General features: G+C 56.8%; 21 protein-coding genes. 9 read left to right on the forward strand and 12 right to left on the reverse strand.

Annotated elements, in window-relative coordinates; all coding sequences use genetic code 11:
- Positions 1 to 13 precede the first annotated feature (13 nt).
- Genes F552_RS0112985 through speD form a run of 3 tightly spaced genes read left to right on the forward strand, consistent with a single transcriptional unit; the run spans position 14 to position 1,910 of the window.
- A complete protein-coding gene (locus tag F552_RS0112985) occupies positions 14 to 889 on the forward strand; it encodes a Dyp-type peroxidase (protein ID WP_018152187.1) in 876 nt (291 codons plus the stop codon).
- 29 nt (positions 890 to 918) lie between these two features.
- On the forward strand, positions 919 to 1,488 hold the full coding sequence (locus F552_RS0112990; protein ID WP_026182703.1) for a DUF4178 domain-containing protein: 570 nt from the start codon (positions 919 to 921) through the stop codon (positions 1,486 to 1,488).
- Positions 1,488 to 1,910: an adenosylmethionine decarboxylase gene (gene speD / locus F552_RS0112995; RefSeq protein ID WP_018152189.1), complete on the forward strand. Its 423-nt coding sequence runs from the start codon at positions 1,488 to 1,490 to the stop codon at positions 1,908 to 1,910. The genes F552_RS0112990 and speD overlap by 1 nt, the downstream gene beginning before the upstream one ends.
- Here speD and F552_RS0113000 read toward each other — a convergent pair.
- On the reverse strand, positions 1,907 to 5,902 hold the full coding sequence (locus F552_RS0113000; protein WP_051078314.1) for a Pls/PosA family non-ribosomal peptide synthetase: 3,996 nt from the start codon (positions 5,900 to 5,902) through the stop codon (positions 1,907 to 1,909). The genes speD and F552_RS0113000 overlap by 4 nt on opposite strands.
- A gap of 137 nt (positions 5,903 to 6,039) precedes the next feature.
- Between F552_RS0113000 and F552_RS0113005 the strand changes: the two genes are divergently transcribed.
- The 3 genes from F552_RS0113005 to F552_RS0113015 all read left to right on the forward strand — a co-directional run bounded on the left by F552_RS0113005 (position 6,040) and on the right by F552_RS0113015 (position 8,918).
- Positions 6,040 to 6,660, forward strand: coding sequence for a LysE family translocator (locus F552_RS0113005; protein ID WP_018152191.1), 621 nt, complete (start codon positions 6,040 to 6,042; stop codon positions 6,658 to 6,660).
- Between the two features lie 249 nt (positions 6,661 to 6,909).
- Positions 6,910 to 7,866 (forward strand): quinolinate synthase NadA, encoded by a 957-nt coding sequence (gene nadA, locus F552_RS0113010; RefSeq protein WP_018152192.1) that lies wholly within the window; start codon positions 6,910 to 6,912, stop codon positions 7,864 to 7,866.
- Entirely contained in the window at positions 7,866 to 8,918 is a 1,053-nt protein-coding gene (locus tag F552_RS0113015) for a bifunctional nicotinamide-nucleotide adenylyltransferase/Nudix hydroxylase (protein ID WP_018152193.1), read from the forward strand. Before nadA ends, F552_RS0113015 begins: the two co-directional genes overlap by 1 nt.
- Positions 8,919 to 8,970: 52 nt before the next feature.
- On the opposite strand, the gene F552_RS0113020 is transcribed toward F552_RS0113015, so the two are convergent.
- A complete protein-coding gene (locus F552_RS0113020; RefSeq protein WP_018152194.1) occupies positions 8,971 to 10,509 on the reverse strand; it encodes a hypothetical protein in 1,539 nt (512 codons plus the stop codon).
- Positions 10,510 to 10,690: 181 nt separating this feature from the next.
- A complete protein-coding gene (locus tag F552_RS0113025; RefSeq protein ID WP_033375532.1) occupies positions 10,691 to 11,371 on the reverse strand; it encodes a sulfite exporter TauE/SafE family protein in 681 nt (226 codons plus the stop codon).
- Between the two features lie 264 nt (positions 11,372 to 11,635).
- On the opposite strand from F552_RS0113025, the gene purL reads away from it, so the two are divergent.
- Both purL and F552_RS0113035 read left to right on the forward strand, forming a co-directional pair.
- A complete protein-coding gene (gene purL / locus F552_RS0113030; protein ID WP_026182705.1) occupies positions 11,636 to 15,520 on the forward strand; it encodes a phosphoribosylformylglycinamidine synthase in 3,885 nt (1,294 codons plus the stop codon).
- 121 nt (positions 15,521 to 15,641) lie between these two features.
- Positions 15,642 to 15,923 carry a high-potential iron-sulfur protein gene (locus F552_RS0113035; protein ID WP_026182706.1) on the forward strand — a complete coding sequence of 94 codons (282 nt, stop codon included), beginning with the start codon at positions 15,642 to 15,644 and terminating at the stop codon, positions 15,921 to 15,923.
- 45 nt (positions 15,924 to 15,968) lie between these two features.
- Here the strand turns inward: F552_RS0113035 and F552_RS0113040 are convergent, their stop codons facing one another.
- The 5 genes from F552_RS0113040 to F552_RS20990 form a co-directional block, all read right to left on the reverse strand.
- Positions 15,969 to 16,322: a nucleotide pyrophosphohydrolase gene (locus F552_RS0113040; RefSeq protein ID WP_018152199.1), complete on the reverse strand. Its 354-nt coding sequence runs from the start codon at positions 16,320 to 16,322 to the stop codon at positions 15,969 to 15,971.
- A gap of 112 nt (positions 16,323 to 16,434) precedes the next feature.
- Positions 16,435 to 17,166 carry a pirin family protein gene (locus tag F552_RS0113045; protein ID WP_018152200.1) on the reverse strand — a complete coding sequence of 244 codons (732 nt, stop codon included), beginning with the start codon at positions 17,164 to 17,166 and terminating at the stop codon, positions 16,435 to 16,437.
- Between the two features lie 118 nt (positions 17,167 to 17,284).
- Positions 17,285 to 17,407, reverse strand: a complete 123-nt coding sequence (locus F552_RS20980; protein ID WP_018152201.1) for a hypothetical protein — start codon at positions 17,405 to 17,407, stop codon at positions 17,285 to 17,287.
- 30 nt (positions 17,408 to 17,437) lie between these two features.
- A complete protein-coding gene (locus F552_RS20985; RefSeq protein ID WP_018152202.1) occupies positions 17,438 to 17,560 on the reverse strand; it encodes a hypothetical protein in 123 nt (40 codons plus the stop codon).
- Positions 17,561 to 17,590: 30 nt separating this feature from the next.
- Positions 17,591 to 17,713, reverse strand: a complete 123-nt coding sequence (locus tag F552_RS20990) for a hypothetical protein (RefSeq protein WP_018152203.1) — start codon at positions 17,711 to 17,713, stop codon at positions 17,591 to 17,593.
- 186 nt (positions 17,714 to 17,899) lie between these two features.
- Here F552_RS20990 and F552_RS0113065 point away from each other — a divergent pair, with 186 nt between their 5' ends.
- A complete protein-coding gene (locus F552_RS0113065) occupies positions 17,900 to 18,226 on the forward strand; it encodes a TfoX/Sxy family protein (RefSeq protein WP_018152204.1) in 327 nt (108 codons plus the stop codon).
- A 7-nt stretch (positions 18,227 to 18,233) separates the two neighbouring features.
- On the opposite strand, the gene F552_RS0113070 is transcribed toward F552_RS0113065, so the two are convergent.
- From F552_RS0113070 to modA, 4 genes are read right to left on the reverse strand one after another with little or no spacing between them, the layout of a single operon-like run.
- A complete protein-coding gene (locus F552_RS0113070) occupies positions 18,234 to 19,046 on the reverse strand; it encodes a TOBE domain-containing protein (RefSeq protein ID WP_018152205.1) in 813 nt (270 codons plus the stop codon).
- The gene (locus tag F552_RS0113075; RefSeq protein ID WP_018152206.1) at positions 19,039 to 19,701 is read right to left on the reverse strand and encodes a sulfate/molybdate ABC transporter ATP-binding protein; all 663 of its coding nucleotides are present in this window, start codon (positions 19,699 to 19,701) and stop codon (positions 19,039 to 19,041) included. Before F552_RS0113075 ends, F552_RS0113070 begins: the two co-directional genes overlap by 8 nt.
- Positions 19,694 to 20,377, reverse strand: coding sequence for a molybdate ABC transporter permease subunit (gene modB, locus F552_RS0113080; protein ID WP_026182707.1), 684 nt, complete (start codon positions 20,375 to 20,377; stop codon positions 19,694 to 19,696). Before modB ends, F552_RS0113075 begins: the two co-directional genes overlap by 8 nt.
- A gap of 15 nt (positions 20,378 to 20,392) precedes the next feature.
- Positions 20,393 to 21,154, reverse strand: coding sequence for a molybdate ABC transporter substrate-binding protein (gene modA / locus F552_RS0113085; RefSeq protein WP_018152208.1), 762 nt, complete (start codon positions 21,152 to 21,154; stop codon positions 20,393 to 20,395).
- Positions 21,155 to 21,182: the final 28 nt, after the last annotated feature.

Genomic DNA, 21,182 nt, shown 5'->3' on the forward strand with positions numbered 1-21,182 from the left:
GTTAAAGGGGGTTATGTTGGCCTATGCTTCTCATCAAGGTGCGGTACTGGACCCTGTGACACCGGTGGCTGTGCATCTGCTGTTTGATATTGCCGATACCCATTTGGTCAAGGGGGCTTTGACCCGCTTGGCGACCATTGCCGATGGACAGCAACTTTGTATCGGGATTGGTCAGCCGCTTGCGACGCTGCTGAATGTCAGCCTGCCGGGCTTGAGTCAGTTTCAAGCACCAGACGGTGCCCGGGTGGACGTACCGTCCACGCCCCATGCCCTGTGGTGCTGGGTGCGTGGCAGCGAGCGGGGGGATCTGGTCCACTTGCAGCGCCATCTGATGACCGCGTTGGGTGGTGCGTTCCGGCTGGCCGGGCAGGTAGAGAGTTTTTGCTATCACCAGGGCCGTGACCTGACCGGTTATGAAGATGGTACCGAGAATCCGGAGGGGGATGACGCTGCCGATGCCGCGTTGCAACCCTCAGGCGCCAGTTGCGCTGTCCTGCAGCAATGGCAGCACCTGTATGACAAATTCGAGGCCATGAGCCCGGCCGAACAGGATAACGCGATTGGTCGCCGCAAATCAGATAATGAAGAGCTGGAGGATGCACCCGCATCTGCGCATGTAAAGCGGACAGCACAAGAGAGTTTTACGCCGGAAGCTTTCATGCTTCGGCGCTCGATGCCCTGGGCTGCCGGTGATGCTTCCGGGTTGATGTTTCTGGCATTTGGCCGCAATTTTCATGCGTTTGAAGCACAGTTAACCCGCATGACGGGCGCCGAGGATGATGTGGTGGATGCCTTGTTCACGTTCTCCCGGCCCTTGTGGACGGCGTATTTCTGGTGCCCGCCCGTCAAGCAGGGATGCGCCGATTTGTCGGCACTGGATTTGGCATAATTGTTCTCTGGGCTGAAAGAGGAGATGGCATGAAAAGAGTATGGGCAAGTTTATGGGTGTTCACCGGTTGCATGTCGCTGTCTGCGCTGGCTTTGGATCTGACGCAAATTCAGGCGCTCAAGCCGGCACAGGTACTTTCCATTCCACAGGGCGGCACCACTCGGGATTGGGTTGTCGAGCACATGAATACGTATGTTGAACCGGATGGTAACTGGTATGAGCTACAGATCAGAAACCAGGCTGGTGAAGAGCAGCATCTGTTTCTGACGCTGGATGGCAAAGCGGTGGATGGTGACATCACGGTCAAACCCATGACCCTGGACGAGCTGGGTACTAACCCGGACCAGCTGGACAAATTTGCCGAGCATGAAAAAGGCAAGGTATTCGTGGATGGTGTGCCCTTCCCCTATGATGATGCAGGTGATGCCATCATTCAGCGGGACGGGGATACGGCGTCAAAAGAGTCTGTGTCCTATATCGATTTTGTCTCGAAAAAGGACGAGAACGATGGCGTGCAAATCCTGGGGTACGACGATGATACCTACAAGGCTTGGCTAACCCGCACGGTAGACGTGCCGTCCATTGCCCTGAAGCCGTGATGATGCAAGTGATACCTGCCCCTGCCGAGATCTATTTTGCCGAAGATGAAACCGGCCAGTTTGCGGGCCGGCATCTGCTGCTGGACATGTGGGGGGGGCAGGGGCTTGCAGACATTCCGTTCATAGAGTCCACCTTGCTGGCAGCATCCCGTGCGGCTGGCGCAACGGTGCTGCATGCCCATTTTCATCCGTTTGGCGAGGGACAGGGCATTACCGGGGTATTGCTGCTGGCCGAGTCTCACATGTCTATCCATACCTGGCCCGAAGTCGGGTTTGCTGCGCTGGATATCTTCATGTGTGCGAGTTGTGACCCGATGCTGGCCCTGCCGGTGATCCGAGACGCCTTTCAGCCCCAGCGGCTGATAGTGAATCCGTTACGCCGGGGTGTGATTTCGCCTGCCGTGTCACCAGACAATCATTAGTCAGATGTTGGCGTGCCTGCCCATGGGCTCGCTGGCGAGCCGATCCAGCGGGTGCCTGCCGGAATGTTTTCGCCTTTCATGACCAGCGTCAGCGGTCCCAGGCGGGCATCTTTGCCGACGGTTGCATCGTAGAGCACGGTGCCGCGCGGATGCACCGTGGCGCCAGCTTCGATGCGGACTTGGCCAATCTTCATGATCCGGTCTTCAAACAAGTGCGTTTGTGGGCCTGTCAGGGCATTCATCTCGACATTGTCGCCAATATGAGCGCAATCAAACTCGGTAATGTCGGTGGTATCCAGATACACCCCTTTGCCGATCTTGGCTCCCATCAGGCGCAGCAGCCAGGGCAGCATGGGAGTGCCTCGCAGAAAGTTAACGCTATTGGGGACTGCAATCGATTCGTACAGGTTGGTGACTGCCTCGCTCAGCCAGACAAACGGGGTCCACATCGGGGCTGCCTTGGGCTGGTAGCGGCCAATCAGTACCCACTTGAGCAGAATCACAAACAGGAAGCAGCCCACACCATACAACACACCATCCAGGGCCAGCTCGCCAAACACGGTACCCCAGGCATCGTCTTCTACCTGTGGCAAAACATTCAGGACGATCAGGTAGCCCACGCCGATAATCAGGGCTTGCGGCAGGACGATGCGTGCGGCTTCAATCAGTCCCCTGGCCAGACGTCTGCGCCAGGAAGGGCGGAACGTCAGGTGCTCCGGAAAACCGGCCAGCTGCTCGCGGGCGGGCAGGCGCATGGACGGCGAGCCCATCCAGGTGTCTCCGCTACGAATGTCTGCATTGGGGGGTACCGTCGACTGCACGCCAATCAAGACGCCTTCCGGCAAGATCGTGCCATCCGGGACGTAGGCGCCATTGCCTACAAAACTGCGATCACCGATCACGGTCGGACGAATGGTCATCCAGCCTGCGTCAATCTCGTCGTCCCCCAGCATGACGGCGTCCGCGATGAAGGTATCGTCACCCAGCGTCAGCATGTCAGGTACCACCCCCATGGCAGTGGAGATTTCTGCCCCCTTGCCAATGCGGGCGCCCAGCAGCCGATACCACCAAGGCGCATACAGGGTAGCGTACACGCCGTGCAGTACACTTAAACTGGCCTCCTGAATCTGGTTGGTCAGCCATTTACGATAATAAATATGACTATGTACGGACCAGCTACCGGCTTCCAGCCGCGGCAAGACCGCCCAGCGGACTGCGGCAGACAGCAAGGCGGTGGTCAGAATCAGAATGGCTGTGGCCGGAATGGCCAGCAAGAAATACACAAAAGCGATAAAACCCGCACTGTAGCTGCCCTCCGACAAATCCAGCCAGGAGGCATCCAGCCAGTCCACCAGCACAAATGCCGGGAAAATCGGCACAAAGAACAACACAGCCATAAACATGGCGCCCGTCAGATACATCAGATGCTCGGCGGTGATTCTTGCGCGAGACGCAGGTACGCGGTGCGGCAGTTGGGCATGGTCCAGTTGCTCTTTGAAAGCAGCGGGTGCGCCGGCCCAGCGCTCGTCTTTGGGCAGTCTCGTGCCTTGGGGCAGAGAAGACAGGCCCTCCAGATGACCGTGGGCTTCAATGCGGGTATCGACGGCCAGGACGGCATATGAGCCCACATAGGCTTCATCTGCCAGCGCAATCCGGCCGACATGCAATTCGCCGGCCTCGACATGGGCGTTTTCGAAGTTGGCAGATGAACCGATGCTGACACCATAGCCAAGACTCAGCAGAGACGGCACCCGGATGGTCATGGAGCCAATGACGGTCTCCTTACCGACTTTGGCGCCCAGTGCCCGCAGGTAGACCGGGTACAGCGATGAGCCGGAAATCAGATTGACGGGTACGGTTTCCAGAAAACGGTTGCTTAGCCACCAGCGGAAATACTGAATGCCCCAAAGCGGATACTTGCCCGGTTTCATGTGCCCTTGCAGCAGGCGGGTCATCACAACCGGAATCAGGAAGCTCGCCAGAATGCTGAGCAAAAAGACCCCAATCGACATCAACAAGGCAAAAGGGATGCTGTCGGTCTCTTCGCCCGTGAGCATATGGTAAGTAAAGAATGGTGCCAACCAGTGCAAGATGCGCAGTGCAATCAGCGGTGGCAAGGCAATGGCTTGGGCTATGCCGCAACGCAACCGGCGCAGGGTACTGTTGTTGTGATCATGGGTGTGGTCCGCCGCTGGGGTGGTCTGGCTGTTCTGCAGTTGCAGTATGGCCTGGGCAATCCCCCCCACGCTCCGACGGCGATAGACGTCCTGTACTGTCAGGCAGGCAAAGGCAGCTTGCTGACGCACCTCAGACACCAGTCGTGCGGCCAGCAGCGAGTGCCCACCCATGTCATCAAAGAAATCCGCCCCCAGACGAACCGGCTGGCCGGGGAAGAGTTTTTTCAAGATGCCAAACAGCAATACTTCAGCCGGGTTTTGCGGCTCGTCTTCTTCCTCGTCAGGTTCCTGCGGGGATAATTCGCGTGCTTTAAGTGCTTTACGGTCAATCTTGCCAGAGGTCAGCCGGGGGATCGTCTCCAGAAATTCGACATACGCCGGCTCCATGTAAGCGGGCAACTTGCTGCGCAATCCCTGACGCAAGGCAGAGAGGGTCGGGCGCGTATCGCCTTCTGTCGCGATAAAGGCCACCAACTGATCCAGACCATTCAACTGCTTTAACAATACTGCTGCCGTGCCGACATGGGGCTGCTCGCACAGGACGGCTTCAATTTCTCCCAGTTCCACCCGGAAACCACGAATCTTGATCTGGTCATCTGCCCGACCCAGACACTGCACATTGCCTTCCTCGTCAATCGAGGCCAGGTCTCCGGTACGGTAAAGACGGCTGTTTTGCGGATGCTCCGCATACGGGTTGGCGATGAATTTTTCAGCGGTCAGGTCCGGCCGGCCAAGGTACCCATAAGAGACGCCCGGTCCAAAAATGCACAGTTCGCCGACTTCGCCGGCCGGGACGGCGTGACCTTGTTCGCTGATGACCAGCAAGCCATAGTTAGGCAGCGGTTTGCCAATGGTGACGGGCGTCCCTGCCTGCAAGCGTGCCAGACTGGCGGATACCGTGGCCTCGGTAGGGCCGTAGGTATTGAACATTTGTCGGCCCGGGATGGCCCATTTGTCGACCAGCGCATCCGGGCACATTTCGCCACCCAGATTGATAATCCGCAGCGACGGCACCTCTTCTGCAAACAGCGCCAGCAAGGTAGGTACGGCATGCATGACCGTAATGCCCGCTTCACGCAAAGCCTTGGGCAGGGCTTGCGGGTCACTGACCAGCTCTTTAGGGGCAATCCACAGACTGGCACCCACCAGATAACTGATCCAGATTTCTTCAAACGACATGTCAAAGGCTGCAGAGAAGCCTTGGTAAACATGGTCTTCTTCGCGAATGCCCAATTCGTGGTTTTCAGACCGCAAGAAATGACAAATGCTGCGGTGATGAATCTGGATGCCTTTGGGCTTGCCAGTGGAGCCAGATGTATAAATGACATAGGCTGGATGGTCCGGCGTATGGCCCTGCCGACGCAGCAGTGGCTGGATTGGGTCTTGCGTCAGGGTAGTGACGGTCCATACGGCAATACCTGCTGGCAAGGCACAACTTGCCAGTGTGACAATCCCCACGGCATTGGCATCAGACAAGCAGTCCAGTACCCGTTCCAGCGGAATGTCCGCATCCATGGGTAGCCATGCCGCCCCTGCTTTGGTGATGCCCGCCATGGCAACCAGCAGGTCCATGCCGCGCGGTAGCCACAACCCCACCATGTCGCCAGCCTTGACGCCGTTGGCAATCAAATGATGCGCTACGATGTCGGCTTGGTGATTCAGCGCCTCATACGTCAGGGATTTGTCCTGGAACGTGAGGGCGGTTTTGTGCGGGATGCGGGCCGCGGTGGCTTCTAGCAGATCAGGCAGGGTTTCTTCCCGCAACAAGTCGGGAACATGTGGGCCAAACAGGATTTTAGGGGCAGAATAAGACAATTGGATGCTCGGTATCGGGTGGCGAATATGCGTGTGTGACAATATGATGATTGTTACTTTACAAAGATTAACGCAGTCGGGATGATTGTGCTGACACGTCATTTGTAATAAATCATGTCAATCCAGCGGGGGGGTATATGTTTGGCATTCAAAACTACAGCAGCTTTATTCTGGCTATTCTGGTGTTTCAATCCATACCGGGCGCAGGGACGCTGGCGATTCTGAACGCAACGGCCAGAAACGGTGTTGGCGTCGGTATGGCGTCGGTCGCCGGTACACTGCTTGGCGATTTTTGCATGATGCTGGCCGCCGTGCTGGGTTTGGCCGCCGTCATGAAGGCTAACCCGATGCTGTTTAGCCTGTTGCAATGGTTTGGTGCCGCTTATCTGGTCTGGATGGGCGTACAACTCCTGCGTGCCAGACTGTCCGGCGCTGAGCAGATGGCGTCCGAAAAATTGCCCGCCCGTTTTTACTTCCGCCAAGGGTTTCTGGTCAGTCTGACCAACCCGAAGGTGATTCTGTTTTTTGTGGCCTTCTTCCCGCTGTTTCTGGACCGGTCAGCTTCCAGTCTGACGCTGGGCATCATGATGCTGCACGTGACGCTGCTGAGTCTGGTGTATCAGGCCGGGCTGGTGCTGGTAGGGAACCAGCTGGCTAAACGCCTGGCCGGTTTTCCGTCCGCCAGAAAAGTGGCAACCCGTCTGGCCGGCGTTGCCCTGGTCGGGTTCGGGGTCAAGCTGGCATTGGGTAACCGGTAAGGGGGGCGATGAGTCTCCGGATGTGCGGGCCAAGCCGCTTCGTTGCAAATTTCTTACACCGTTCGTCGACTTGGGTTGGCACGCACAATGTTGTGGTGCAAAATAACATACGCAAACTGATCAGGCGGGGATTCCGTCGTTAAAACAGGCTGCAAGGTCCGCAGCGATGCAGTCTTCGCTGTACTACATATTCAGAATATCCGGTGGCCAGAGAGACTGGCTACCCTTATATGCGTAGGAGGAACTCCTATGGCCAAGGTCGTTACACTTGCCCATTATTACACCACACCTGAAATCCAGCAGATGGCGGACAAGGTGGGTGACAGTCTGGAATTATCCCTGTTTGCCCGCGATGCCGAAGCCGACATCATTGTGTTTGCCGGTGTGCGTTTTATGGCCGAAACCGCCAAAATCCTGAACCCGAATGCCACCGTGGTGTTACCGGACCGTGGTTCTACCTGTTCTCTGGTCGAACAGACCGACGTGACCGCGCTCAAAGCCTGGCGCGAATCTTACCCCGACCATGTGCATGTGTCGTATATCAATTCTTCTGCCGAACACAAAGCACTGTCCGACTGGATCGTGACCAGCCGCAATGTGGACGACATCATTGCCCATCTGTATGCAGAGGGCAAAAAAGTGATCTTCTCGCCAGACCGTAACATGGGTGCCTACCTGAACTTCCAGTACGGCTACGACATGCCGCTATGGTCTGCCGTGTGCGAAGTGCACGACAAGTTCAACCAGAAAGCGCTCGACGAAGGCTTTGCCAGCGTGGGCGATTTGCCGCATTACCTGATTGCCCATCCGGAAAGCCCGTTGCCCGTGCTGCAACAGGCCGACTATGTCGGTTCGACTTCCGGCATGTTGAACTGGGTCAAGGCGTTTGACAAAGCCCCGGAAAGCGTCATTTTTGTCGCGACCGAAGACGGCATTTTGTACAACATGAAGCTGGCACGTCCGGATCTGGACATCCGCCAGGCGCCGATTTATGCCGGTTGCCAGTGCAACCAGTGTCCTTACATGAAGCTCAATACCATTGAAGCGGTGAAACGGGCCCAGCAAGGGCAGGGCGTGGTGATCGACTACCTGACGCCTGAGCAGATTGAAGCCGCGCGCGTGCCGATTGATCGCATGCTGGCTTTTTCTGAGCGTCAATACGCGCTGAATGTCGCTGTCAAACAACCAGAAGCGGTTCCTGCCTGATGCTGGATTACATCATCTACATTGGTCGTTTTCAGCCGTTCCACGTCGGACATTTGTCGACGGTGCAAAAAGCACTGGAACTGGCTGAAAAGATCATTGTGGTGTGCGGCTCTGCCCGACGGTCCAAAAGCTACGAGTTGCCGTGGTCGGTCGAAGAGCGCGAGGCGATGCTGCGCGCGTGTCTGACGCCTGAGCAGCAAAACCGGGTGTACTGCGTGGGGGTTTCCGACCGCATGTACAACGATCAGCAGTGGGTGACCGAAGTCCAGAATGCGGTGGATAAGGTGATTGCGGTGGATACCGCCAGCCTGGGTAGCCGCCCGGCCAGTTTCCGGATCGGCATGATCGGCACCCAGTTGGGGCTGGATACGGCATATCTGGATTTCTTCCCGCAATGGAAGCGCATCGGCATGGACGAGGTGCCGGGGCCGAACGCGACCGCCATCCGCCATGCCTACTTTGAAAATGCCGAGGCGTTTGAGCCCTTCGAAGCGCTGTTGCCCGAGTCCGTGCAAAGCTATCTGCAGCAATTCAAACAAACCCCGGCCTATGAAAACCTGGCCTCGGAATACCGGTTTATCCAGCAATACAAGGCTGCATGGCGTGCAGCACCGTATGCGCCGACCTTTGTGACGGTTGATGCCGTTGTGATTCACTCGGGCCATATTCTGCTGGTCAGACGGCGTGCGCAGCCCGGTAAAGGCCTGTGGGCGTTGCCTGGGGGGTTTGTCGAGCAGGAAGAGCGACTAAAAGACGGTGTCATTCGCGAACTGCGTGAAGAAACGCGCCTGAAAGTGCCCGAGCCGGTATTGGCGGGCTCCATTCGTGCTTCGCGTGTGTTTGATCATCCCGAGCGCAGCTTGCGTGGCCGGACCATTACCCATGCATTCCTGTTTGAATTGGCGCCGACCCAAGAGGGTTTGCCAAAAGTGAAGGGTGGGGACGATGCAGACAAGGCAAGCTGGGTGCCGCTTTCGCACTTTTCCAGAATGGAAAGCGACCTGTTTGAAGACCATTTCTACATTGTGAACTGGTTCTTGGGGCAGATTTAACGCTGGTTTGGCATCATCCTGCTGAAGGTATCCGGCGGTAGCTGGCTGGGGCTCAGAAGTCCAGTTCGTGGCTGGATTCTTCCGTCTGCGTGAACTCTGAGGTGATTTCTACATTGAAGCGGTAAAAATTGGCACCGATTTCTGCCAGCTCAATGATCCTGACCATGGCTTTCTCGCCATGAAAATAAATACCGTAAGTTTTACCGATACTGACGTTCTTGCTTTCCAGCATGATCATGGCCTGGCCATGGCTGTGCGGGCTGGCCGGAATCCAGATGCCAAAGATATTGTCGAACGCGGCGACATTGGTGCTGGTTTCCCACACCGATATCTTGGCTTCTTCCACCAGCCGGATGGATAACGGTGCCAGCGAGAGAACCTCTATCCCCAACAACAGGCTATTTTCTGCTTCCAGCGCGGTGACGCGCCGGATCACGCCGACCACCCATTTGGGGCTGCCTGCTACTTGCATGCCAATCGCCAGACCAACCTTGGCCCAGGTTGCATTCGGAATAGTGAGACCGACACCGCTTTGGCTGATGTCCTGTAGCACGCCTTTACCCAATCCCAGCGTGGCTGTTTTGAGCTGGAAATGCTCCGAGCCTGACAACTTCACCCGGATGGTCGGAAATTCATAGGCAATTTCGGCATCCCGCCCTAGTTTGCGACGTTCGTGGCGGCGGGTTTTGACCTTGCCCATCCATTTGTCACGCACCAGCTTGATGGTGACCAGCACTTCAGTGGTCTGCAGCGAATCATCGTAGTTCAGCTTGTTGGGTAGCTGAGCCTGTTCACCAATCAGGTACTCCAGTGAGCGCAGTTCATCCAGTACCCGCTCGTAATTCAGATACACGATATTATCGACACGGCTGACCGGTGTTTCGTCCGTGACCATGATCGGCGGCTGCTCTTCGTCCATGGACAAGACGTAGCACAGGCCCATCGGTTTCTTTTGCTCAAAATTGACAAACGGAGCAAGGCTTCTGGACAAACGGTTCAGAATCTCGACTTGCCGGACTTCGAGCTCCGAGGCCAAGCCCGTTGCGACCAGGCAAAAATGGGCCAGTTCCAGCTTGGCAGCCGACAGCGCCTGTGTAGGCAGCTTGTTTTGCAGGATGAGAGGGGCGCAGGCATAGATTTCGGTCCAGCGGGTATTCTGCGCCTGGTGCGTCGTGATGAATTCGATTTCCAGACGGCGCCCTGCCCACCAGAGCAAACCGGCATGCGGTGAGGCATTCTGGTTCATCAGGGTGCTTTTGTACTGGTTTACGCAGCGCAAATAGCTCTGGTACATGGCATCGATGAACGGAGCGGTGCTGGATGCAAACAGGTGCAGACGAAGGCGCGTTAGCTGGCCGCGCATCAACTCGGTTAACAGGGTATTGAAATGTTTTTGGCAGACAGGATCGATGCCATTGAGTAATTCAAACAACTTGCCAGACTGTTCTTGCATGCCTTGCTGCTGCGGAAGCCAGTCAGCCAGAAAGGCCACGGCAGCAGACGCTGTCATGTTTTCTGTATCCAACGCCGTGTCGATGGCCCGTTGTACCGGACTGAGCGATTTGGACAGGGCTTTTAGCTTGTTGAACATTATCAGATCGCAAGTTATATGAAAGAAATCAAACCATGAACATGTAGAATGAATATTAGCTTTTCAATTATAGGCAGCAATTTTGGGGGCGTGTGGATTTTTTGCAGCCGTTGCGCAATAACCGGTCAGTATTTACGCTGTACTCACGAAAAACCGCATGAATTAGCTGGTTTGGCGAAGGTTAATGCTGGGTGAGCAGCAAATGCCACAAGCCATAAATCCCGAGGGCGGCAACCAGACAACCCGCCAGCCGGCGCCATTTGGGGTGTTGTACAAACTGGCGCAACTGCAAAGAAAAACGGCCCATGACCAGCAGGTTGGGCAGGGTGCCGAGGCCAAACGCCAACATGGTGAGTGCCCCGGTTTTCACCGATCCAGCCAGCATGGCGCTGGTGAGTGCACTATAGACCAGGCCGCAGGGCAAGCCGCCCCAGAGCAAACCAGCCAGAAAACCTTGTCTTGGGGTGGTGGGCGGTAGCAGCGGTGCCAGGCGGGGTTGCAGATGCCGCCACAGGATTTTGCCGCGTTTTTCCAGCTGCGGCACGATGGACGGTAAGCCTGCCAGATATAGCCCCAGCGCAATCAGCATTAGCTGGGCGATGACATAGAGCGTGACCTGTACCGGAAAAAGCCGGCCAAATCCGTGCAGACCGGCACCGATCAAACCGGCTAGCGCCCCTAGCAGGCTGTATGTGCAGAGCCGTCCCAGGTTTAGTAACAATAGCTGGCGCATGCCATGCTGCTGGTGGCTACCCATGCCAAACGCCGCGACCAGCGCGCCGCACATGCCGATGCAATGCACGCCACCAAGCAAACCGACAATAAAAAGCGCGGAAAGAGATTCAAACAGGGCGGACGGCATAATGCACACAAGTAAACGGGATGGGTGCATTGTAGCGGATAAAACTGCCACTTGGTGGCGAGGTGGTCATCCCCTTGCCGGTTGGCCATGGTTTTGGCAGAGGGAATCTCTGGGAGCAACAAGCGCCAGCACAACGATGCCGGATTCCTGAAACTGCTGATTTCACTCGAAAAACACCTCGTTTTCGGGTATGATTCGCGGCGCTTGGCGTGGTTTTGTTCGCGCTGCTTTTCAATCGGTTTTCAACCTGTTTCTGGTGTCCGCATGCCTCAGATTACCCCGCTGTTTGGCGCTCAAGCGCTTTCTGACTTCCGTTTGGCAAAACTGGCCGATGCGCTTGCCGCAAAACTGCCACATGTGCCACGTATCCAGACCACTTGGGTGCACTTTATCGAACACGACGACGCGTTGACCCAGAACGCGACCGATACGCTGCAAAAACTGCTGACGTATGATGAATTCAAACCGGCCAGCGAGGGCAAAGGCAGCTTGCTGCTGGTACTGCCTCGCCTGGGCACGATTTCCCCTTGGTCTTCCAAAGCCACAGACATTGCCAGACATTGTGGCTTGTCCTCTGTTAAGCGCATTGAGCGCGGTATTGCCTACTATGTGAGTGACGCCAATGGCGCACCCGTAGACGATGCCACCCTGCAAGTGGTTTACGGGCTGATCCACGATCGCATGACCGAAACCGTGGTTCGCCGGCTGGAAGATGCTGCCGGTTTGTTCGTTCACCAGTCTCCTCGTGGTCTGGAGTCCGTGGATATCCTGACCGGTGGGCGCGATGCCCTGGTCAAGGCCAACCGCGAGATGGGCCTGGCGCTGTCCGAGGATGAGATTGATTACCTGCTGGAGAACTACCAGCGTATCAACCGTAACCCGACGGATGTTGAGCTGATGATGTTTGCGCAGGCTAACTCCGAGCACTGCCGTCACAAGATTTTCAATGCCGACTTTATCGTGGATGGTGAAAAACAGCCGCTATCCCTGTTTGGCATGATTCGCAATACCCACAAAACCAGCCCGGAAGGCACAGTGGTTGCCTATTCGGACAACTCTTCCGTGATTGAAGGTGCCAAGATTGAGCGCTTCTATCCGGACGGTTCGGATTACGCCTATCACGAAGACACCACCCACATTCTGATGAAAGTGGAAACTCATAACCACCCGACGGCGATTTCACCATTCCCGGGGGCGGCAACCGGTTCTGGTGGCGAGATTCGTGACGAAGGTGCGACCGGTATCGGCTCCAAGCCGAAGTCTGGCCTGTGCGGCTTTACCGTTTCCAACCTGAATCTGCCGGGTGCGACTCAGCCATGGGAAGTGGTCGAGGGCAAACCAGAAGGTTACGGCAAGCCGGACCGCATTGTGACCCCGCTACAGATCATGATTGACGGCCCGATTGGCGCCGCCGCGTTTAACAACGAATTTGGTCGTCCTAACCTGGCCGGTTACTTCCGCACTTTTGAAGAAACCGTCGAAGGTGAGCGCCGTGGTTACCACAAACCGATCATGATTGCCGGCGGCATGGGCAATATTGATGACCGCCACACCTTCAAGAAAGAAGTCATCCCTGGTGCCTTGCTGATCCAGCTGGGCGGTCCTGGCATGCTGATCGGTCTGGGCGGTGGCGCGGCATCCTCCATGGATACCGGTTCTAACGCAGCGGATCTGGATTTTGATTCTGTACAGCGTGGCAACCCGGAAATGCAGCGTCGCGCCCAAGAGGTGATCGACCGTTGCTGGCAGCTGGGCGACAACAACCCGATTCTGAGCATCCATGACGTGGGTGCTGGTGGTATTTCTAACGCCATGCCGGAACTGGCACACGGTTCTGAGCGTGGTGCGGTATTCCAGCTACGCGACATCCAGATCGAAGAATCTGCGATGGCGCCAAAAGAAATCTGGTGTAACGAATCGCAAGAGCGCTATGTACTGGCCATCGCACCCGAATCTCTGGACCTGTTCCGCAGTTTTGCCGAGCGCGAGCGTTGTCCGTTTGCGGTGATTGGCCACGCCACGGCGGAAAAACAGCTGAAAGTGGAAGACAGCCTGCTGGGGACGCCAGCGGTGGACATGGAAATGGACGTGCTACTGGGCAAACCGCCACGCATGACCCGTGACGTGAAACGCATCAACCGCCAGCTGCCTGATTTGGACCTGGCCGGCGTGTCGGTCAAAGAGGCCGCCTACCGCGTGCTGCGCCTGCCTACCGTGGCCGACAAATCCTTCCTGATTACCATTGGCGACCGCACCGTGGGCGGTTTGACCGCGCGCGACCAGCTGGTGGGGCCGTGGCAGATTCCGGTGGCGGACGTTGCCGTGACCATGATGGGTTACAAAACCTGGCAAGGCGAAGCCATGGCGATGGGCGAACGCACACCGCTGGCGCTGATTGACGCCCCGGCTTCTGGCCGCATGGCGATTGGTGAAGCCATCACCAACATCGCGGCAGCGCCGATTGCCAAACTAGGCGATATCAAGCTGTCTGCCAACTGGATGGCGGCCGCAGGTCACCCGGGGGAAGACGCCAACCTGTTTGATACGGTCAAGGCTATCGGTATGGAGCTGTGTCCGGAACTGGGCATCAGCATCCCGGTGGGTAAAGACTCGCTATCCATGAAAACCGTCTGGCAGGAAAACGGCGAAGCACGTGCCGTGACCTCGCCATTGTCGCTGATCATTTCTGCCTTTGCGCCGGCAACCGACGTGCGCAAGACACTGACGCCAGAACTGAAGGCGGGTGTGGACAGCAGCCTGTTGCTGATTGACCTTGGGTTGGGGCAATCCCGACTGGGTGGTTCTGCTCTGGCGCAAGTCTACAAGCAGGTCGGTAATGAAGCGCCGGATGTGGATAACGCCGCCTTGCTGTCCGGCTTCTTTAATGCTGTCCAAGCTCTGAACCAGCAAGACCTGATTCTGGCGTACCACGACCGTTCTGATGGGGGTGCTTTTGCAACGGTTGCGGAAATGATGTTTGCCAGCCGTCTGGGGGCAGAATTGCAACTGCTGGCAGAAGCCGATGTACTGGCCGCCTTGTTTAACGAAGAGCTGGGTGCGGTACTGCAGGTGCGTACAGCCGATATCGCAAAAGTACAGCAAGTACTGGCAGATGCCGGTATTGCCGCTGCAGGCAGCATCATCGGGCGTGTGAACGACAGTGACCGTCTGGTGATCCGTGCCGGTGATTCCATGGTGCTGGATGAGAGCCGTGTAGACCTGCAACTGGCCTGGTCAGAGACTTCATGGCAAATCCAGCGCATGCGTGACAACCCGGCTTGTGCCGATCAGGAACGCCAGCGCATTGCCGACAAGACCGACCGCGGTTTGTATGCAGAGGTGACGTTTGACCTGGCTGCGCCATATGTGTCTACCGGGGCCAAACCGAAGATGGCGATTCTGCGCGAGCAGGGTGTGAACGGCCAGCTGGAAATGGCTGCTGCATTTGATACCGCCGGGTTTGCCTCTGTGGACGTTCACATGAGCGACATTCTGGAAGGCCGAGTCTCCCTGAAAGACTTCGCTGGTGTGGTGGCGTGTGGTGGTTTCTCTTACGGTGACGTGCTGGGCGCCGGTGAAGGCTGGGCCAAGTCCATCCTGTTCAATGCCCGTGCGCGCGACGAGTTTGCCGCTTTCTTTGCCCGTAACGACAGTTTTGCACTGGGCGTGTGTAACGGTTGCCAGATGATGAGTAACCTGTACGAACTGATTCCGGGTGCCAACAACTGGCCGAAGTTTGTGCGCAATGCATCTGAGCAGTACGAAGCGCGTCTGGTGATGGTAGAAGTTGCTGACAGCCCGTCGATGTTCCTGAAAGGCATGTCTGGCAGCCGCTTGCCAATGGTGGTGTCTCACGGTGAAGGACGTGCCTGGTTCCGTCACGATGGCGACCAGTCTGCCAATGCCGGTCTGACTGCCCTGCAATATGTGAACAGCCAGGGCCAGGCAACCGAAGTGTATCCGCACAACCCGAACGGTTCACCAAACGGGATTGCCGGCGTCACAACGCCTGACGGCCGCTTTACCATCATGATGCCGCATCCGGAGCGGACCATGAAAGGCATTAACTTCTCTTGGCATCCAAGCGAGTGGACGGACGAAGGCCCATGGCTGACCATGTTCCACAATGCCCGCAAGTGGCTGGGTTAATGCACCGCAAGTAAACGGGTGTAGATGAAAACCAACAAAACGGGTGCCTCTGGGTGCCCGTTTTGTTATCTGGCAATTGCCAAGGTCGAAAGGGGAGTTACCCATGCAGCGCAGGGCGTTTATGTTGAAGTTGATCCCGGCGGGATGTGTGCTGTTAGCGGGCAAGGCCAGTTTTGCCGAGACCGCGATGGTGGACGAGCAAAGCGAGGTGGCCAGGTCGGTCGGGTATCGCACCTTGGCTGCCAATATCGACCTGCAAAAGTATCCGAATTACCGCAAAGGGCAGCAGTGCGATACCTGTCAGCTATTCATGCCGTCCCCGACAGATGCCAGCTCCGGCGAATGCCCGGTGTTTCAGGGGCAACGGGTGGCGGCAGCGGGGTGGTGCAGTGCATATGCGTGAGCATTGAATGGTTGGTGGTCGGTTAACGAACCTTGATGGATATTCTTAACTGGCCGAGTATTTCTTGCTACTGCCCTTGGCGGTCTCTACCGGGTATTTCAGCGCATTTTTCTGCATTTTATCGACGGCAGCCTGCAAGACATCAATCCCCAGTTTGTCCGCCAGCCGAAGCAGGTATAGCAGCACATCGGCAATTTCTTCCGCCGCATGCTGGTGGTCAGCCGGAGATAACTGGCTGGCCTGGGCTTCTGTCAGCCACTGGAAGATTTCCTGCAGCTCAGCAGCTTCTACGGTTAATGCCATGGCCAGGTTTTTGGGCGAATGGTATTGGTCCCAGTCTCGCTCGGCCGCAAAATCGCGCAGGCGCTGGGTAAGGGTGTCGATGGAAAGGGTGGTCATGGCGGCTATCGGTAAGAATGTCTGGCCATGAGTATGCCACGGCTGATCCGGATTTGCAGCGTTAGGCAAGGGGCGACCCGCATTGGAGCTACCCCTTGCTGGCAGGGGCACGTTAAAAAGCCGGATATTCGTGGGGACGCAGGTCAAAGACCAGCACTTCAGCTGCGACACCATCCGTGAAGCGGATGTCTTTGGCGTGACGCAGGCGCGCACCATCGCCAGCGGTCATGGCGTGGCCATTGACGGTGAGTTCGCCCTGGGCCAGATGAATGTAGACATGCCGGTCACCGTCAATTGACAGGCTGGAAGACTCGTTGCCATCAAACAAACCGGCATAGACGCGCGCATCCTGATACACCGACAGCGAGCCGTCTTCACCATCCGGAGAGATGATCAGCCGCAGTTTTCCGCGCTTGTCCGCTTCGCTAAAGTGAACTTGCTGATAGCGCGGTGTCACGCCGGTCTGGTTAGGCACAATCCAGATCTGCAGAAAATGCACGTCTTCAGCGCGCGAATGGTTGAACTCGCTATGGCGGATGCCGGTGCCGGCACTCATCATCTGTACGTCACCCGGCTGGATAACGGAACCCGTACCCATCGAGTCTTTGTGGGCCAGGGCACCCTGCAAGACATAGGAGAAAATTTCCATGTCCCGGTGCGGGTGAGTATCAAAACCGCCGCCACCGCGGACGGTGTCGTCGTTGATCACCAGCAGGTCAGAGAAACCGCGCTGGTTCATGTCCCGGTAGTGTCCAAAAGAAAAAGTATGTTTGCTATAGAGCCAGCCGAAGTCTGCAATGCCGCGTTCGCTGGCCGGGCGCAGTTCAAAAACAGGATGTGTCATGGTATCTCCTTGATGGCTTGGGCTGGTGTATGTAAGCAAGTATAGCGTGCTTTTCAATACGCATGCTGGCTGGCCCCTTGCGGGTGCCAGCCAGCATGCGGGTTTTCACGAAAATGCATTAACGGCCAAATGCGGTCAGATGGTCTCGCACATAGTCGTCGTGGTTGTGGTTCTCGGCAGAAGCTGTGCCGGCAATGGCCAGGGTGGCGATGGCCAATACGGAAGCGATCAGTTTTTTCATGGGGATTATCCTTTTCAATGTCGATGCGAATTAACGGCCAAAGGCGGTCAGGTGGTCTTGCACGTAGTCGTCGTGGTTGTGGTTTTCGGCAGAAGCAGTGCCTGCAATGGCCAGGGTGGCCAGGGCCAGTACGGAAGCGATCAGTTTTTTCATGGTGATTATCCTTTTCAATGTTGATGCGAATTAACGGCCAAAGGCGGTCAGGTGGTCTTGCACGTAGTCGTCATGATTGTGGTTTTCGGCAGAAGCCGTGCCTGCAATGGCCAAAGTGGCGATGGCCAGAACGGAAGCGATTAGTTTTTTCATGGTGTTGATCCTTTTCATTTCATCGTGTTGTAGAGTAGGTGGGCAAGCCACCTTGCTGTGTGTTTGGTTTCACTTACAGCTTGGATCGAATTATTGCATCGTAAAATTAAATAAAAAAGCGCAAAAAATAGCTTTAATTAATCAGTTAATTTGATGTTTTGCGTGGGCGTATAGAGGAGGTGTTCCATGGCAGCAGACCCGGTTCTAACGGATGAAATGCGGGCGGCCTTGTTTGGCCTGCCTGGGTATCAGGAAAAAAAGATGTTTGGCGGTATCTGCTGGATGGTGAACGGGCACCTGCTGTGCTGTACCCGCGGGGATAGATACATGCTTCGGGTCGGCAAGGAAAACGAGGCTAAGTGGCTGCAGTACCCCGGGGTAACGCCGGTTGAGGGGCCGCGGAAATCCATGCCTGGGTATATCTGGGTGGAGAGCGCCTATGCGACAGGCCCTGCACTGGAAACCTGGGTGAACAGGGCGCTTGCCTTTGTGCAGTTGCTGCCCCCCAAGTAAAGGTGGGTTAGCCGGTGACGCCCACAATGACGCTGGACGCTTTGAAAATGGCGGTAATGGTTTGCCCGACGGCTAGCCCGAGTTGCTGGCTGCTTTCGTTGGTGACCATGGCGGCAAGGGTGCCCCCGCCAGGCAAGGCCAGCACGACTTCGGTATTGATCGCACCCGTTTGTAATCGGACAATCTCGCCGGTCAGGCGGTTTCTGGCAGAGAAACCGATTTGGGTATTGGCTTCTATCAGGATGATGGATGACGATTTCACCAGTGCGATCACTTCTGTGCCGGTTGCCAGCCCGAGTGCCGTGGTGCTTTCGCTGGTAACGGTTGCAATCAGTACTTGCCCGCCTGCCAGTTGAATCTGGATTTCATCATTGACGGCTCCTTTTTGTACCTGCATGACTGTGCCGTAAAACTGGTTGCGGGCGGAGGTTTTCATGTTCAGTCTCTTCAGTAAGGCAAAATCATCGCCCATGCCGCTGGCTTGCTGATCCAGCTCAGCCAGGAATTGCTGGTGTGCCACGGCGATGCGCTGATAGTGGCTGACCAATTGTTGTCCGCGTGCCGTCAGCCGCGTGCTGCCACCGCCTTTGCCGCCCACCAGCCGTTCTACCAGCGGTTCGCCCGCGAGGTTGTTCATGGTGTCGATGGCATCCCAGGCGGCTTTGTAACTCAGACTGACTGCTTTGGCTGCTTTGGTGATTGAGCCTTCGGTGGCAATGGCGTTGAGCAGGTCGATGCGGCTTTGTCCGCCCAGCGCCTGGCCGCCAATGGTCATCCAGACCGATCCTTGCAGATGAATGTCGCCTGGTTGTTCAGTCATGGCTTTGTCCTTCGTGGATGTGCAGCACGGCATCGCCAAATGCGCTCAGGTCTTCCGGATCGTGCGTGATCAGCAGCATGGGGATCGCCAGTTGCTGCTGCAGTTCGTCCAGTATCTGGCGCATGCTGCTGCGCAGGGTGGTATCCAGTGCCGCAAAGGGTTCGTCCAGCAGCAGAATGTCTGGTTCGGTAATCAAGGTTCTGGCCAGTGCCACACGCTGCTTTTGTCCGCCGGAAATACTGGCAGGGTACTGGTCTGCCAGCGCGGCAATGCCCAGCCGCTGCAGCCAGTGTTCCACGCCTGGGTGTTGTGCCTGTTTGCGCGGGTTGCGCCAGCCGTGCTGCAAGCCAAAGGCAATGTTTTGCCGGACGGTCAGATGCGGGAACAAGGCGTAATCCTGAAACAGATAACCGGTACGCCGCTGCTGCGGACTCAGGTTAATGCTGCGTTGTGTGTCCAGCACGGTCCGGTCACCAAGGCGGATATGCCCCTCGTCGGGCGTCATCAACCCGGCAATGGCACGCATGGTCAGGCTTTTACCTGCGCCGGACGGGCCAAACACGACCATGCGTGACTGAGACGTCTGGAACCGGACATCTAGCCGGAAAGCCCGGTCTTTATGCTGGAACTGTTTCTGGATGTGCATCTCAAGCATGGGGAGAGCCTTGTCGCTGGTGGCCTGGTAGCAGCTTGCCGGCCAGTAACAAAATCACGATGCAGACCGCAGAAATCAGCAATACCAGCCGGTTGGCCAGCGGGTCATCTCCTGCTTGTACGGCTTCGTACACGGCGATAGACAGGGTTTGGGTTTGCCCGGGGATGCTGCCTGCCACCATCAGGGTGGCGCCGAATTCGCCCATGGCCCGGGCAAAGGCCAGCAGTACGCCAGCCAGAATGGCGCGCCAGGCCAGTGGCAGGGTGACCCGGGCAAAAATGGCCATCGGGCCCAGTCCCAGCACCCGGGCGGCGTCTTCCAGTTGCGGGTCGGTATTTTCGAAGGCAGCGCGTGCAGATTTGAACACCAGCGGGAAAGCCACCAGACTGGCCGCGATCACCGCCCCTTGCCAGCTAAAGACCAGCCGGATGCCCAGACTGTGTTCCAGCCAGCCGCCCAGCCAGCCTTTGCGGCCGATGAGTACCAGCAGGTAGTACCCGAGTACGGTAGGGGGCATCACCAGCGGTAGCGTCAGGATCGTATCCAGTAGCTCTTTACCCCAAAAACGGCCACGTGCCAGCAGGTAGCCTGCTGCCACGCCCAGCACCAGGTTGATGGTAGTGGCCCAGCCTGCGACTTTGAGCGACAGGCCGAGTGCGATCCAGGCGGCGTTCATGGTGTCAAACATCGGTCAGGGCTTGGTAAAGCCGTACTTGGCCAGAATGGCCTGCCCGCTGGCGGATTGCACAAACGTGCTAAAGCGGCTGGCCAGGTTTTTATGCTGGCTTTGGGCGATGGTGGCGATCGGGTAGGTAATAGGCTCATCCAGCGGAACGCGCAAAACCACCTTGACCTTGTCTTTCATTAGCAAGGCGTCTGTGACATAGACAAAACCGGCCTCGACTTCTGCCCGGGCAACATAGTCCAGACTCTGGCGGACGGATTGGGTATAGATGGCTTTCTTTTCCAGCTGTGGCCAGAGCTTTGCCTTGGTCAAACCGTCTTTGGCATAGCGCCCGGCGGGGACGCTGGCCGGATTGCCAAGTGCCATTTTCTGGATAGTTGGCTGGTTCAGGCCAGCTAGGGTAGTCATCTGGTAGCTGGCATCAGCCGGTACGACCAGGACAAGGCTATTACCGGCAAAACGCTTGCGGCTGCCAGCTTCCAGCAACTGCTGGGCCGCAGCCTTGTCCATGGCGTCTTCGTCGGCCGTGGCCAGCACATCAACGGGCGCACCCTGCGCAATCTGCTGGACCAGCACATCGCTTGCAGCAAAGTTAAAGACGATTTTGTCAGCCGGATTAGCGGCTTCGAAGCTTTGCCCTAACTGGCGGAACGCATTGGTCAGGCTGGCTGCGGCAGAGACGGTCAGCGTTTCTGCGGAGACCAGCGGGGTACAAGACAGGTACAGCAGACCGAGCAATGTATTACGTAGCAGGCGGCTTGACGGCATGGCAGACTCATCAGGAAGTTCGTTATGT

The sequence above is a fragment of the Leeia oryzae DSM 17879 genome (assembly GCF_000376945.1).
GTDB classification, from domain to species: Bacteria; Pseudomonadota; Gammaproteobacteria; order Burkholderiales; family Leeiaceae; genus Leeia; species Leeia oryzae.

What these genes read in the sequence shown, in the direction of transcription:
- F552_RS0112985 (WP_018152187.1), top strand. Translation starts at nt 14, where the DNA reads ATGTTGGCCTATGCTTCTCATCAAGGTGCGGTACTGGACCCTGTGACA.
- F552_RS0112990 (WP_026182703.1), top strand. Translation starts at nt 919, where the DNA reads ATGAAAAGAGTATGGGCAAGTTTATGGGTGTTCACCGGTTGCATGTCG.
- speD (WP_018152189.1), top strand. Translation starts at nt 1,488, where the DNA reads ATGATGCAAGTGATACCTGCCCCTGCCGAGATCTATTTTGCCGAAGAT.
- F552_RS0113005 (WP_018152191.1), top strand. Translation starts at nt 6,040, where the DNA reads ATGTTTGGCATTCAAAACTACAGCAGCTTTATTCTGGCTATTCTGGTG.
- nadA (WP_018152192.1), top strand. Translation starts at nt 6,910, where the DNA reads ATGGCCAAGGTCGTTACACTTGCCCATTATTACACCACACCTGAAATC.
- F552_RS0113015 (WP_018152193.1), top strand. Translation starts at nt 7,866, where the DNA reads ATGCTGGATTACATCATCTACATTGGTCGTTTTCAGCCGTTCCACGTC.
- F552_RS0113020 (WP_018152194.1), bottom strand. Translation starts at nt 10,509, where the DNA reads ATGTTCAACAAGCTAAAAGCCCTGTCCAAATCGCTCAGTCCGGTACAA.
- F552_RS0113025 (WP_033375532.1), bottom strand. Translation starts at nt 11,371, where the DNA reads ATGCCGTCCGCCCTGTTTGAATCTCTTTCCGCGCTTTTTATTGTCGGT.
- purL (WP_026182705.1), top strand. Translation starts at nt 11,636, where the DNA reads ATGCCTCAGATTACCCCGCTGTTTGGCGCTCAAGCGCTTTCTGACTTC.
- F552_RS0113035 (WP_026182706.1), top strand. Translation starts at nt 15,642, where the DNA reads ATGTTGAAGTTGATCCCGGCGGGATGTGTGCTGTTAGCGGGCAAGGCC.
- F552_RS0113040 (WP_018152199.1), bottom strand. Translation starts at nt 16,322, where the DNA reads ATGACCACCCTTTCCATCGACACCCTTACCCAGCGCCTGCGCGATTTT.
- F552_RS0113045 (WP_018152200.1), bottom strand. Translation starts at nt 17,166, where the DNA reads ATGACACATCCTGTTTTTGAACTGCGCCCGGCCAGCGAACGCGGCATT.
- F552_RS20980 (WP_018152201.1), bottom strand. Translation starts at nt 17,407, where the DNA reads ATGAAAAAACTGATCGCTTCCGTATTGGCCATCGCCACCCTGGCCATT.
- F552_RS20985 (WP_018152202.1), bottom strand. Translation starts at nt 17,560, where the DNA reads ATGAAAAAACTGATCGCTTCCGTACTGGCCCTGGCCACCCTGGCCATT.
- F552_RS20990 (WP_018152203.1), bottom strand. Translation starts at nt 17,713, where the DNA reads ATGAAAAAACTAATCGCTTCCGTTCTGGCCATCGCCACTTTGGCCATT.
- F552_RS0113065 (WP_018152204.1), top strand. Translation starts at nt 17,900, where the DNA reads ATGGCAGCAGACCCGGTTCTAACGGATGAAATGCGGGCGGCCTTGTTT.
- F552_RS0113070 (WP_018152205.1), bottom strand. Translation starts at nt 19,046, where the DNA reads ATGACTGAACAACCAGGCGACATTCATCTGCAAGGATCGGTCTGGATG.
- F552_RS0113075 (WP_018152206.1), bottom strand. Translation starts at nt 19,701, where the DNA reads ATGCTTGAGATGCACATCCAGAAACAGTTCCAGCATAAAGACCGGGCT.
- modB (WP_026182707.1), bottom strand. Translation starts at nt 20,377, where the DNA reads ATGAACGCCGCCTGGATCGCACTCGGCCTGTCGCTCAAAGTCGCAGGC.
- modA (WP_018152208.1), bottom strand. Translation starts at nt 21,154, where the DNA reads ATGCCGTCAAGCCGCCTGCTACGTAATACATTGCTCGGTCTGCTGTAC.